The 13,189-nt window shown below is 73.2% G+C and carries 11 protein-coding genes; 7 read left to right on the top strand and 4 right to left on the bottom strand.

Features of this window, described 5'->3' with window-relative positions:
• Window positions 1-19: 19 nt before the first annotated feature.
• The gene (locus tag ACIO9J_RS39515) at window positions 20-511 is read right to left on the bottom strand and encodes a hypothetical protein (RefSeq protein WP_402010060.1); all 492 of its coding nucleotides are present in this window, start codon (window positions 509-511) and stop codon (window positions 20-22) included.
• A gap of 243 nt (window positions 512-754) precedes the next feature.
• On the opposite strand from ACIO9J_RS39515, the gene cyc2 reads away from it, so the two are divergent.
• Window positions 755-2,920, top strand: coding sequence for a germacradienol/geosmin synthase Cyc2 (gene cyc2 / locus ACIO9J_RS39510; protein ID WP_402010058.1), 2,166 nt, complete (start codon window positions 755-757; stop codon window positions 2,918-2,920).
• A gap of 206 nt (window positions 2,921-3,126) precedes the next feature.
• Window positions 3,127-5,019, top strand: coding sequence for an O-aminophenol oxidase PhsA (gene phsA, locus ACIO9J_RS39505; RefSeq protein ID WP_402010056.1), 1,893 nt, complete (start codon window positions 3,127-3,129; stop codon window positions 5,017-5,019).
• Here phsA and ACIO9J_RS39500 read toward each other — a convergent pair.
• Entirely contained in the window at window positions 5,016-5,834 is an 819-nt protein-coding gene (locus ACIO9J_RS39500) for a hypothetical protein (protein ID WP_402010054.1), read from the bottom strand. The genes phsA and ACIO9J_RS39500 overlap by 4 nt on opposite strands.
• 95 nt (window positions 5,835-5,929) lie before the next feature.
• Here ACIO9J_RS39500 and ACIO9J_RS39495 point away from each other — a divergent pair, with 95 nt between their 5' ends.
• The 3 genes from ACIO9J_RS39495 to ACIO9J_RS39485 all read left to right on the top strand — a co-directional run bounded on the left by ACIO9J_RS39495 (window position 5,930) and on the right by ACIO9J_RS39485 (window position 9,038).
• A complete protein-coding gene (locus ACIO9J_RS39495) occupies window positions 5,930-6,799 on the top strand; it encodes a LysR family transcriptional regulator (RefSeq protein WP_402010053.1) in 870 nt (289 codons plus the stop codon).
• Between the two features lie 48 nt (window positions 6,800-6,847).
• Entirely contained in the window at window positions 6,848-7,600 is a 753-nt protein-coding gene (locus ACIO9J_RS39490; protein ID WP_402010051.1) for a PDZ domain-containing protein, read from the top strand.
• Between the two features lie 289 nt (window positions 7,601-7,889).
• On the top strand, window positions 7,890-9,038 hold the full coding sequence (locus ACIO9J_RS39485) for a M24 family metallopeptidase (RefSeq protein ID WP_402010049.1): 1,149 nt from the start codon (window positions 7,890-7,892) through the stop codon (window positions 9,036-9,038).
• A 9-nt stretch (window positions 9,039-9,047) separates the two neighbouring features.
• Here ACIO9J_RS39485 and ACIO9J_RS39480 read toward each other — a convergent pair whose 3' ends face one another.
• Window positions 9,048-10,061: an aldo/keto reductase gene (locus tag ACIO9J_RS39480; RefSeq protein WP_402010047.1), complete on the bottom strand. Its 1,014-nt coding sequence runs from the start codon at window positions 10,059-10,061 to the stop codon at window positions 9,048-9,050.
• Window positions 10,062-10,117: 56 nt separating this feature from the next.
• The gene (gene treZ / locus ACIO9J_RS39475) at window positions 10,118-11,863 is read right to left on the bottom strand and encodes a malto-oligosyltrehalose trehalohydrolase (protein WP_402010045.1); all 1,746 of its coding nucleotides are present in this window, start codon (window positions 11,861-11,863) and stop codon (window positions 10,118-10,120) included.
• A 145-nt stretch (window positions 11,864-12,008) separates the two neighbouring features.
• Between treZ and ACIO9J_RS39470 the strand changes: the two genes are divergently transcribed.
• Both ACIO9J_RS39470 and ACIO9J_RS39465 read left to right on the top strand, forming a co-directional pair.
• Window positions 12,009-12,560 carry an FHA domain-containing protein gene (locus tag ACIO9J_RS39470; RefSeq protein ID WP_402010044.1) on the top strand — a complete coding sequence of 184 codons (552 nt, stop codon included), beginning with the start codon at window positions 12,009-12,011 and terminating at the stop codon, window positions 12,558-12,560.
• A 106-nt stretch (window positions 12,561-12,666) separates the two neighbouring features.
• The gene (locus ACIO9J_RS39465; RefSeq protein WP_402010042.1) at window positions 12,667-13,098 is read left to right on the top strand and encodes an SSI family serine proteinase inhibitor; all 432 of its coding nucleotides are present in this window, start codon (window positions 12,667-12,669) and stop codon (window positions 13,096-13,098) included.
• Window positions 13,099-13,189: the final 91 nt, after the last annotated feature.

Here is a 13,189-nt window from a genome sequence, read left to right as displayed (position 1 = left end):
AGCCCCCGATCCGCGGCGGTCAGCCCGCCGCGGCCTCGTCAAGGATCGAACGCCAGCGGCCCTGCGCGCGGTCGTAGTGCAGCGGCCCCGCGGTGAACTCCGCGAGGTCGAGCCCGACGAGCCGGTCGTACGCCTCCGCGGGCAGGTCCGGTTCCAGCACCACGTCCAGACCGCTCGCCTGGTCCCGCAGCACCAGCGGCCGGGCCGCGCGCGCCGCGCCGAGGGCGCCGGGCGCGGGCTCCGCGGGGCGCGCCGTTCTCCGTACGACCCCCTTGAACGCCTCGTACGCGTCCTTGACCGCCTCCGCGCCGAGCCCGCTCAGGAACGCCTGGAGGGGCAGGGAGGCCAGGACGATCCAGGGGATGTCGGCCGCGCCGCGGTGGTCGAGGGTGCGGCGGACCCGGGCGGGCGGCGCGCCGAGGGCGTCGAGCGCGGCGACCAGCTCCCGGCGCAGGTCTTCGGGGACCTCTTGGTCCAGGAGCAGCTCCGCTCGCGGCGGCGCGTCGGTCATGGAGGTGGTTCCTTCCGGGGACGTGACGGCAGCCTAGAGGCGCTGGTCGCGCTCACGCCGGGAAACGAGTGATTCGGTGGGGCGTCCACGGAACGGGCCCGGACCGCGAAGGGGGCGGCGCGGGGCGGCGCCCCATACCTGCACGCGCTCCCCGCACGCCCCGCCGCGCGCCCGATTCACGCGATGGTGCGATCATGTGCCTCCGCCCGGATGGCCGTCGGGGGCCCCGGGTAGGGCCGGTCCATGACTCAGCCGTTCGAACTCCCGCACTTCTACCTGCCGCATCCCGCGCGGCTCAACCCACACCTCGAAGAGGCACGCGCGCACTCCACCCGGTGGGCGCGCGACATGGGCATGCTGGAGGGGTCAGGCGTCTGGGAGCAGAGTGACCTGGAGGCGCACGACTACGGCCTGTTGTGCGCGTACACGCATCCGGACTGCGACGGTCCGGCCCTCTCGCTGATCACCGACTGGTACGTGTGGGTCTTCTTCTTCGACGACCACTTCCTGGACATGTTCAAACGCACCCAGGACCGCGCCGCGGGCAAGGCCCACCTGGACCGGCTGCCCCTCTTCATGCCGATGGACCTCGCCACCCCCACGCCGGAGCCGCTGAACCCGGTGGAGGCGGGCCTCGCCGACCTGTGGGCCCGCACCGTCCCCGCGATGTCCGCCGACTGGCGCCGCCGCTTCGCCGAGTCCACCGAGCACCTCCTGAACGAGTCCCTGTGGGAACTCTCCAACATCAACGAAGGGCGGATCGCCAACCCCGTCGAGTACATCGAGATGCGCCGCAAGGTGGGCGGCGCGCCCTGGTCGGCGGGGCTCGTCGAGTACGCGACGGCCGAAGTGCCCGCCGCGGTCGCCGGGTCCAGGCCGCTGCGGGTCCTGATGGAGACGTTCTCCGACAGCGTCCACCTGCGCAACGACCTCTTCTCGTACCAGCGCGAGGTCCAGGACGAGGGCGAGCTCAGCAACGGAGTGCTGGTCCTGGAGACCTTCTTCGACTGCACGACCCAGGAGGCCGCCGACACCGTCAACGACGTACTGACCTCGCGCCTGCACCAGTTCGAGCACACCGCGTTCACCGAAGTGCCCGCCGTCGCCCTGGAGAAGGGTCTTTCGGCGCCGGAGGTGGCCGCGATCGCCGCCTACACGCTGGGACTTCAGGACTGGCAGTCCGGCGGCCACGAGTGGCACCTGCGCTCCAGCAGGTACATGAACGAGGGCGCGCTCGACACCGCGCGTCCCGGCGGACCCACCGGCATCGGCACCTCGTCCGCCGACGTGCGTGCGCTGCTCGCCGCGGCGGGCGCGGAGCGGCTGCGGTCCTTCACCCACGTGCCCTTCCAGCGGGTGGGCCCCTCCGTAGTGCCGGATATCCAGCTGCCGTTCGCCGTCACCCTCAACCCGCACCTGCCCGGCGCCCGCCGCAGGGCCACCGCCTGGGCGCACGCGACGGGCATCCTGGCGGAGGGCGTCTGGGACGAGGACAAGCTCACCGCCTACGACCTGGCGCTGTGCTCCGCGGGCATCGACCCGGAGGGCACCGAGGAGGCCCTCGACCTCAGCGCGCACTGGCTGGTGTGGGGCACCTACGCGGACGACTACTACCCCCTGGTCTTCGGCCACGGCAGGGCCTTGGCCGCGGCGAAGGCGTGCACCGAACGCCTGCACGCGTGCATGCCGCTCGACGACGCCCCGCCGCCCGTGCCCGTGAACGCCATGGAGCGGGGCCTGCTCGACCTCTGGCGGCGTACGGCGGGGGACATGACGCCCGAGGGGCGGCAGCGGCTGCGGGCCTCCGTGGAGGTGATGCTGGAGAGCTGGCTCTGGGAGCTCGCCAACCAGTTGCAGAACCGTATCCCCGATCCGGTCGACTACCTGGAGATGCGCCGCGCCACCTTCGGGTCGGATCTCACCATGAGCATGTGCCGCAAGGGCCACGGCCCCGCCGTGCCGGAGGAGGTCTACCGCAGCGGCCCGGTCCGCTCCCTGGAGAACTCCGCCGCGGACTGCGCCATGCTCATGAACGACATCTTCTCGTACCAGAAGGAGATCGAGTACGAGGGCGAGATCCACAACGGCATCCTGGTCGTGCGGAACTTCTTCGGCTGCGACTACCCGAAGGCGCTCCGCGTGGTGCACGACCTGATGACGCAACGCCTGACGCAGTTCGAACATGTAGCGGCGCACGAACTCCCGGTCCTGTACGTCGACTTCGAACTGCCGGACGAGGCCAGGGAGGCCCTGGACGGGTACGTGGCCGACCTGCGCAACTGGCTGGCGGGCATCCTCAAGTGGCACCAGGAGTGCCGCCGCTACGGCGCGCGGGACCTGGCGCGGCGGGCGCACGGATTCGTGCCGGACCGGGTGCCGCGGGTGCCCTCGATCGCGGGCCTGCGCTGACCTCTCGCCGACCGCCCGGGTGCCGATGTCCGCTGGCCGTCCCCCTGCCGGAGGGGCTTCACCGGTCCCGCCGTTGAGGCCCCTTCGGATGGTTTCATCCGGAATGCTGGATTCGTGGAACTTCGCTGGTGCGTGAGGAGTCTTCTGAAGTGAAGGCGGCCTTCGACCGGCCGCGACATGGGGGATGAACACGGGGGTGTTCCATCTTGACCGACATCATTGACCAGATCACGGACCGACTCCTCGGTGACGAGCCCGGGGCGACGGTCCCCGCCGACGGTGAACTGACGCCTTTCGTGGCGCCGTTGACCGTCCCGCCCGTCCTGCGGCCCGACGCCGCGGACGTGCGCGAGGAGACGGAGATCGCGCTGCGCCCCGCCTGGGTGCGCCTGCACCCGCAGCTGCCGCCGACCCTGATGTGGGGGTACGACGGCTCGGTGCCGGGACCGACCATCGAGGTGCGCCGCGGTCAGCGCATCCGCATCGCGTGGACCAACCGCATCCCGAAGGGCTCCGAGTTTCCCGTCACGGCCGTCGAGGTGCTCCCCGACCCGCAGAAGGACCCCGCGCCCGGCACCCTGCCGGGCCGCGGCGGCGTCGCGCCCAACGCCGACGTGGCGGCGCTGCCCGCCTGGGCCGTGACCCATCTGCACGGCGCGCAGACGGGCGGCGGCAACGACGGCTGGGCGGACAACGCGGTGGGGTACGGCGACGCACAGCTCTCCGAGTACCCGAACGACCACCAGGCGGTCCAATGGTGGTACCACGACCACGCCATGAACATCACCCGGTGGAACGTCCAGGCGGGCCTGTACGGCACGTACCTGGTCAGGGACGACGAGGAGGACGCGCTCCAACTGCCCGGCGGTGACCGGGAGATCCCGCTCCTGCTCGCCGACAGGAACCTGGACACGGACGCCGACGGCCGGCTGAACGGGCGCCTGCTGCACAAGACCGTCATCGTCGATCCGAAGAACGCCGAGACGGGCAAGCCGGTCTCGCTGCCCTTCACCGGCCCCTACAGCACGGTCAACGGCCGCATCTGGCCCTACGCGGACGTGGACGCGGCCTGGTACCGCTTCCGCCTGGTCAACGCGTCGAACGCGCGCGTGTACGACCTGGTCCTCATCGACGAGGACGACAATCCGGTGACCGGCGTCCTGCACCAGATCGGCAGCGACGGCGGACTCCTGCCGCGCCCGGTGCCGGTGGACTTCGACGGCGCGCTGCCGACGCTCACCGTGGCGCCCGCCGAGCGGATGGACCTGCTCGTCGACTTCAGGGAGCTCGCGGGCCGCCGCCTGCGGCTGGTCAACAAGGGCCGCGCCCAGGCCCCCGGCGTGCCCGACGTGCCGAACGACGTGCGCTATCCGCAGGTCATGGAGTTCCGCGTCGGCGCGTGCGCGGAGCCGGACACCTTCGAACTGCCGGAGGTCCTCTCCGGCTCGTTCCGCCCGCTCACGCACGACATCGAGCACGGCCACCGCCTGATCGTGCTCACCCCGCCCGCCACCAAGGGCGGCGGCGGACACCCGGAGATCTGGGAGATGACCGAGATCGAGGAGCCGGGCGACTTCCGGGTCCCGACCGAGGGGATCATCCAGGTGCGCGGCGCGGACGGCAAGGTCAAGACGTACCGCAGGACCGCCCGCACCTTCAACGACGGCCTCGGCTTCACCATCGCCGAGGGCAGCCACGAACAGTGGAGCTTCCTGAACCTCGCGGTGAACCCGCCGGTGACGCACCCGATGCACATCCACCTGGCGGACTTCCAACTGCTCGGCAGGGACGCGTACGACGTCTCCGGCTTCGACGTCACCGTCGGCGGCACGCGCGCGCCGATCACCTTCGACCCGGACCGGCGGATCCCGCTGGCCCCCAACGAGCGCGGCTGGAAGGACGTGTTCCTGGTCCCCGGCGGCCAGCAGCTGCGCGTGATGGGCAAGTTCGACGGCGCGTACGGCCGCTTCATGTACCACTGCCATCTCCTTGAGCACGAGGACATGGGCATGATGCGGCCGTTCGTCGTCATGCCGAAGGAGGCGCTGAAGTTCGACCACGGAGCGGGTCACGGCGGCCATGGCGGCCACTCCGGCTAGGGCATGCCCGCGTGCCGCACGGCGGCTCGTGCCAGCGCCCGGACGACCGGGTGCGGCCGCGAGCCGTCGTCGCTCAGCTCGGGCTGGAAGAGCGTGGCGAGGAAGAAGGGGTGGCCGGGGAGCTCGACGATCCGCGGCCGGCCCTCCTCGTCCTCGCCCGTGAAGCGCAGACCGTGCGCGCGCAGGGTGTCCAGATGCGCGCCGGGGCCGTACGAGCAGTGGTAGCGCTCGACCGACCTGCGCGCGCCGACGACGGACTCCGCGAGCGAGCCGGGCGTGATCGTCACCGTGCCCTCGTGCCCGACGAGCGAGCAGGCGAGCGGCTCGATCAACAGGTCGTCCGCGTCGGGGTCGTTCTCGGCGTGCGCGACACCGGTGAGCCCGCACACGTCGCGCGCGAATTCAAGGAGGGTGTGCTGGAAGCCGCCGCAGGTGCCGAGGAAGGGCACGCCGTCCTCGCGGGCGGTGCGGATCGCCGCCAGCGCGCCCGCCTCACTGCGGTACGGGCTGCCGGGCAGCATCCACACCGCGTCGAAGCCGCGCACGGCACCCGGCTCCTCGGCGTCCCGGGTGGGGATCCAGTACGCGTCGAGGACGAGCCCTTCGCGCTCGGCGAGGGCGTCGAGCAGGAGCGGTATCCGGGTGTGGGAGACGACGTTCGGCGAGCGGTCGCCGACGAGGGCGATGCGGGCGACGCGGGGCGCGGGGGAGGCGGGAGTCTCCAGCACGGCCGGCTGGCCGGACGGCTGGACGGACTTCCGTACGGACTTCTGTACGGACTTCTGTACGGATGAGGTGGGTGCTTCGGCGTTCATGCCGAGCATCCTGTGCGCGATGCACCGTTCGCGTCCAACGATGAAAACTGCACCCTCCATAAGCGTTGCTGATGCGGTGGGCGACCCTTGTGGTCATGGACCCGCACCTCCTGCGCACCTTCGTGACGGTGGCCCGCGTCGCCTCCTTTTCGGACGCCGCGCGCGAACTCGGCTACACGCAGTCCGCCGTCTCCCAGCACATCGCCGCCCTCGAACAGGACCTCGGCACCGTCCTCCTGACCCGCCGCCCCGTGGCGCCCACCCCGGCGGGCGAGCGCCTTCTCGACCACGCGGGCCCCCTCCTGCTGCGTCTCGACGCGGCCCGCGCCGAGGTGGTCCGGATGGCCGCCGCACCCGAGCAGGGCCTGACGCTCGCGGTCACGCCGACCGCGCTGACCACGCGTACGGCCCGAGCGCTGCCCTCGTCGGGCGTCACCCTGACCGTGCTGCCCCGCGAGGGGATACCCGCGGCCGTCGCGGCCGGCACCGCGGACCTCGGCCTCGTGGACGGACTCGCCGCGCCCAGCGACCCGCTGCGGCTGCCCGACGTGGCACCGCTGACCGCGCGGGGCGTCGCCGAGGAGCCCGTCGCGGTGCTGCTCCCCGAGGGCCACCCACTGGCCCGCAGGGCCGGGCTGCGCCTGGGCGACCTCGTCGACGCCCGCTGGCTGGACGCCCCCGGGGTCGCGCCGTCGCCGGCCCGACTCCGCACCGCGAACGGCACGTCGGGCTTCCGCCCCGCCCTTCGCTACGACGGCACGGACCTGCGCACCCTCACCGCGCTCGCCGCCGCGGGCCACGGGCTCGTCCTGCTGCCGCGCTCGGCCGCCGAAGGGGTGCCCGGCACGGTCGCCGTGCCGCTGACGGCGCCGCGCGTCGTGCACCGCACGGAGCTGCTGCACGCGGGCACCCTGCGCGGCCCGGCGGCGGCGCTTGCCGCACAGGTGGACGTCACCCGTTCGTGAGGCGTCGGCGTCGGGTCACGCCGGGTAGGGCCCTGGCGGAGGCGAGCCATGGATCAGACCGCGTTGCGTCCCAAGCCGATGCCGGGGCAGGAGCCCGACGGTTCCGGCGGCCACGGGTGGAGTTCCGGGCGGCGCCCGGGAAGGCTCTTCGGTAAGAAGCGGGGCAAGAGGTTCGACAGGGGGTCGGGCCGGGAGCCCGACGGCAGATCCCGGAGCGGCAGATCCACGCCGGGGCACAGCCACCGCCCGCACGCCGTCAGACGTCGCGGCAGGCGCCTGACGACGCTCTTCTCCTGCCTCCTGCTGGCCGCGGTCCTGGTGCTCTCGGGCATCGGCCTGGGCACGGTGGGAGCCACCGTCATCGGCATGAGCAGGCTCGCCGAGATGCAACGGGCGGCGCCGCCACCGGGCATGGGCGCGAAGGCAGGGCACGCTCCTGGCGCTTCGTCCGCCCCGGCGAAGGAGCAGCGGCCCACCGGGGACAAGGACCAGCGGCCTGCCACGCCTCCGGCACAGGGCCGTGCCCCGCACCACCCCGCCGCCCTCGGCGTCGAGGCCGTCGACGCCCCGGGCGGCCCCGGCGCCCTGCTCATCGGCGTGCACATCCCCGGGCCCGGCTACACCGCGGGACTCGTACGCGGCGACACGCTGCTCGCGTTCGGCGGGACCCGCGTGGGCTCGGCGGCCGGACTCGCCTCAGCGGTCGCCGCCGCGCGCCCCGGCAAGGAGGTGACGCTGACCGTCCGCCACGAGGGAGGCGGCAGACAGCGGCTCACGGTGCGTCCGGGCATCGTGACGTGAACGGGACGCTGGCACCGGCCCGGCCCGGCCCGGCCCGGCCCGACCTGATCGAGGCGAGCGGGCACCCGCATCGCCCCCGCCCGACCGAGGCGGGCACCGGCCCCGGCGCCACCCACCAAGCCGACCGCGCACCCGCACCGCCCCCACCCAACCGAGGCGGACCCGCACCGACACCGCCCCCACCGCCCCCCCATCCCCACCGCCCCCCCATCCCCACCCCCCCTCGAACTCGCACTCGCGCCCCCGCCCCCCTCCGGGCAGGATGCCGGGGAGACACCAGGAGGTCCTCATGAGCAGCGCGCCCGCGCCCTTCACCGCCGACGAGCCAGCCCCCTTCACCGCGGCCGACTACCGCGCCCGCATGGAGCGGGCCGCTGACGCGGCGGCCGGCGCGGGGCTTGCGGGGCTTCTCGTCGCACCCGGGCCCGACCTGGTGTGGCTCACCGGGTACCGGCCGACCGCGGCCACCGAGCGGCTCACCACCCTCGTGCTCGCCGCGGGCCAGGACCCCGTCCTCGTCGTGCCGACCCTGGAGGCCCCGGACGCCGAGCGGGCCGCGGGCGCCCCCGCGCTGACGCTGCGCGACTGGACCGACGGCAAGGATCCGTACGCCGTCACCGCCCCGCTCCTGGACGCGGCAGGCCGCTTCGCGGTGAGCGACAACGGCTGGGCGATGCACCTGCTCGGCTTCCAGAAGGCACTGCCCGGCACCTCGTACGTCTCGCTCACCGAGGCGCTGCCGATGCTGCGCGCGGTCAAGGACGCCGCCGAGCGGCAGCGCCTCGCGGCGGCCGGTGCCGCGGCCGACGCGGCGTACGAGGAGATCCAGCGGGTGCCCTTCGCGGGCCGCGCGGAGACGGACGTCGCCGCCGATCTCGCGGAGCTGCTGCGCCGGTTCGGGCACTCCCAGGTCGACTTCACCGTCGTCGGCTCCGGGCCCAACGGCGCCAATCCCCACCACGAGGCGGGCGACCGCGTCATCGAGCACGGCGACATGGTCGTCCTCGACTTCGGCGGGCTGCTGCACGGCTATGGCTCGGACACCTCGCGCACGGTCCACGTGGGCGAGCCGACCGCCGAGGAGCAGCGCGTGCACGACGTGGTGCGCGAGGCGCAGGCGGCGGGCTGCGCGGCGGTCAGGCCCGGTGCGGCCTGCCAGGACGTCGACCGCGCGGCCCGCGCCGTGATCACCGAGTTCGGCTACGGCGAGCGCTTCATCCACCGCACGGGCCACGGCATCGGCGTCACCACCCACGAGCCGCCCTACATGATCGAGGGCGAGGAGCAGCCGCTCGTGCCGGGCATGTGCTTCTCCGTAGAGCCCGGTATCTATCTGCCGGGCCGCTTCGGGGTGCGCATCGAGGACATCGTGACCGTCACGGAGGACGGCGGGCGGCGGCTGAACGCCACCGCCCGCGAGATGGCGATCGTCAGTTGAGGCCGGTCGTCAGCTGAAGTCGGTGCGGGGCCCGGTGCGCGGCTCGCGGCCCGGGTAGTACGCCAGGACGTCGTACGGATAGGGCAGCGGCCGCGCGCTCGCCGACGTCAGACGGGCGTGCTGCTCGGCCGTCAACTCCCAGCCGACGGCGCCGAGGTTGTCGCTCAGCTGCTCGACGGAGCGTGCCCCGACGATGGGCGCGGTCACCCCCGGCTGCTGGAGCAGCCAGCGCAGCGCCACCTGCGCGGGGGTGCGCCCGGTGGCGTCGGCGACCTCCAGGAGGGCGTCGACGACCTGCCAGGTCTCCTCGCTGTCGCGGCGCTCCCAGGCGCCCGAACCCCGCGCTCCCTCGGGCGGATTCGCCATGCCGCGGCGGAACTTGCCCGAGAGCCAGCCGCCCTGGAGCGGGCTGTACGGGATGACGCCGACGCCTTCCGCCGCGCTCAGCGGCAGCAGCTCCCACTCGGTCTCGCGCGCCAGGAGGTTGTACAGCGGCTGCAGACAGGAGTACGGCTCCCAGTCGCGGGCCCGCGCCACGTCGAGGGCCTTCTGCAACTGTGCTCCGGAGAGGTTGCTCGCCCCCAGGTAGCGCACCTTGCCCGCCTTCACGAGGCCGTCCAGGGTGGACAGGGTCTCCTCGATCGGCGTCGTCGCGTCCCACACGTGCGTCTGGTAGAGGTCGATGTGGTCGGTGCCGAGGCGCCGCAGGCTGGCGTCCACCGCGGACACGATGTGCTTGCGGCTCAGACCGCCCGCGTTGGGGGCGTCGCCCATGGTCGCGAACACCTTGGTGGCGATGACCAGTTCGTCCCTGCGGCGCCCCTTGAGCCAGCGCCCGAGCACCTCCTCCGACACCCCGCGCCCGTACATGTCGGCCGTGTCGATGAACGTGCCGCCGGCCTCCGTGAACGTGTCCAGCATGCGGTGCGACGTCGCCTCGTCGGCGCCGCTGCCGAACATCATCGCGCCGAAGCACAGTTCACTGACGCGCAGTCCCGTGCGGCCCAGGAATCGCTGCTGCATGATCCGCCTCCCCTTGGTAGGCCCTCAACATAGGGGCCGGGCGCGGCGCGTGGTCGTCACGCGGTGGCCAGGATCACGCACGATTCGGCGGGCAGCCGCACCACCCCGTCGGCGCCCGGCGCCTCGACGGGGTCCCAGGCGGCGACCACGCGCGCGTGGCGCCCGTCCAGCGGTACGGCGACCTCCTCCTTGCCGAGGTTCACGGCGATCCGCAGGTCCCCGCGCCGGAACGCGAACCAGCGGGCCCGCTCGTCGTGCGCGACCCGCACCGACGCGAGGTCGGGGTCGGTCAGATCACCGCGCGCGCGGCGCAGCGCGATCAGGTCGCGGTGCCAGGCGAGCAGGCGCGCGTGGTGGCCCGTGGCGGGCTCGGACCAGTCGAGACAGGACCGGTCCCTGGTGCCGTGGTCCTGCGGGTCGGGGATGTCCTCCTCGGCCCAGCCGTGCGCCGCGAACTCCCGCCGCCTGCCCCGGCGTACGGCGTCGGCGAGCTCGGGGTCGGTGTGGTCGGTGAAGAACTGCCAGGGCGTCGTGGCGCCCCACTCCTCGCCCATGAACAGCATCGGCGTGAACGGTCCCGTGAGGGTCAGGGCAGCCGCGCAGGCGAGCAGGCCGGGGGAGAGGGAGGCGGCGAGCCGGTCGCCCTGCGCGCGGTTGCCCACCTGGTCGTGGGTCTGCGCGTAGCCGAGGAAGCGGTAGGCGGGGATCCTGGCGCGGTCCACCGGGCGGCCGTGGGCGCGGCCGCGGAACGTCGAGTACGTCCCGTCGTGGAAGAAGGCGTGTGTCAGCGTCTTGCCGAGCGCGGCGAGCGGGGCCCGCGCGAAGTCCTCGTAGTAGCCCTGCGCCTCGCCGGTGAGCGCGGTGTGCAGGGCGTGATGGAAGTCGTCGTTCCACTGCGCGTGCAGCCCGAGACCGCCCGCCGCGCGCGGGGTGACGACCCGGGGGTCGCCGAGGTCGGACTCGCCGATCAGAGCCAGTGGCCTGCCGAGCTCGTCGGCCAAGGAGTCGACGGCGGCGGAGAGTTCCTCCAGGAAGTGGCACGCGCGCGTGTCCCGCAGCGCGTGCACCGCGTCGAGCCGGAGCCCGTCGATCCGGTAGTCCCGCAGCCAGGCGAGCGCGCTGCCGATCAGATACGCGCGTACCTCGTCGGAGCCCGGCGCGTCCAGGTTGACCGCCGAGCCCCAGGGCGTCTGATGCGTCTCGGTGAAGTACGGGCCGAACGCGGGCAGGTAGTTGCCGGACGGGCCCAGGTGGTTGTGCACGACGTCGAGGACGACGCCGAGCCCTTGCGCGTGCGCCGCGTCGACAAATCGTTTCAGCGCCTCCGGTCCGCCGTACGGCTCGTGCACCGCCCACAGCGACACCCCTTCGTACCCCCAGCCGTGCCGGCCGGGGAACGGGCACAGCGGCATCAGCTCCACGTGCGTGACGCCGAGCTCCGCGAGATGCCCGAGCCGGTCCGCCGCCGCGTCCAGCGTGCCCTCGCGCGTGTACGTCCCCACGTGCAGCTCGTACAGGACCGCGTCGCGCACGCCGCGCCCCGCCCAGGGCGTGCGCCACGCGTGGCGGTCGTGCTCGACGACGGCGCTGAGTCCGTCGGGCCCGTCCGGCTGGCGCCGCGAGCGCGGGTCGGGCAGGACGGGGCCGCCGTCCAGCGAGAAGCCGTAGCGCGTGCCGTCCTGGGCCGCCGCTTCCGCCGTCCACCATCCCGCGCGGTCCACGTCACGGGCCAACGCGTGCGTGTCGCCCGCGCACCGCAGGACGACCTGCGCGGCCTCCGGTGCCCACACCTCGAACCTCACCGACGGTTCCCCCTCGTCTGCCGTCCGCCACCTGGTGCGTCCCATGGTGCGTCAGGAGCGGCGGGCGCGAAGGGAGAAGCGGACGATCGGCCGCCCCCGCCGCCCAATCTGGACACCCGGGCCGGGCTTGGCGGACAATCGCCGGGTGACATCCTCCTTCGAGTTCTCCACATACCCCGCGCGCGTGACGGACGCCGAGCGCGACCGGGCGCTGGACGCACTCAAGGAGGGCGCCGCGCTCGGCCGGCTCTCCCACGACACCTTCCTGCGCCGCATGGAGCTGGCGCTCGCCGCCCGCAAGCCCGACGAACTGGCCGTGCTCACGGCCGATCTGCGCACCGAGGGCCGCTGGCAGCGGATGGTGCTCGACGGCGTCGAGGCGGTCTCCGGGTTCACCATGAAGCTGCGCAGGGCGTGGCAGGCCGAGCGGCTGCCGAAGCTGATGCTGCCCTCGCCCGACAGCCCCTTCCCGCTGCGGATCGGCCGCGACCCGGCCAACGGACTCCGGCTCAGCCACGACACCGTCTCGCGCGTCCACGCCGAGCTGCGCAGGCAGGGCGGTATGTGGGTGCTGCGCGACCTCGGCTCGACCAACGGCACGTCGGTGAACGGCCGCAGGGTGATCGGCGCGGCCGTCGTCCAGGACGGCGACCAGGTCAGCTTCGGCCGGATGGCCTTCCGCCTCGCCGTGACCTGATCCCGTTCGAGTGGGCCGGGGTGGGCGGACGCCCCGCTGTGTCAATGGATGCAGCGGCGCGGGCGACCGCCCACGCCCACCCCGGATCGAGGGAACGGTGACGGCCATGGCCAGGACGGTACGGAACGGTCTGCTCACGACGGCGGCGGCCACGGCGGCGGGCGCGCTGCTCGCGTCGGGCGCCACGACGGCGACGGCACGGGCCACCCCCGACAGGGCGCCGCGTGGCGACTGGATGTACGTGACGGTCATGCAGGGCGACGGCGTCCTCGGCGACTCGGTCGGCAGGCTGCTGAACTGCGGCAAGGACGACGTCAACAGCCATCCCGAGGCGGACAAGGCCTGCCACCAGCTACGGAAGGCCGGCGGCGACGTCAACAAGGTCCCGCACCGGAGCGCACTCTGCACCATGATCTACAAGCCGGTGACGGCGAGCGCGTACGGCATGTGGAACGGGCGTCGCACGGCCTACGTGAAGAACTTCCCGAACGCGTGCGTGATGGCGGCGGAGACGGGCTCGGTCTTCAAGGTCGGCTAGAGGTTGTCCCGTATGGGGCGTGAGTTATCGGGTGAGGGCCAGGTTGTGTAGCCGGGCGATGCCGAGCATGGCCTGGTGAACGCCGTTGCCC

The sequence above is a fragment of the Streptomyces sp. NPDC087300 genome, assembly GCF_044744425.1.
Lineage (GTDB): Bacteria > Actinomycetota > Actinomycetes > Streptomycetales > Streptomycetaceae > Streptomyces.
Note: the sequence above shows the minus strand (reverse complement) of the source record. Positions and strands in the feature narration are given on the sequence as shown.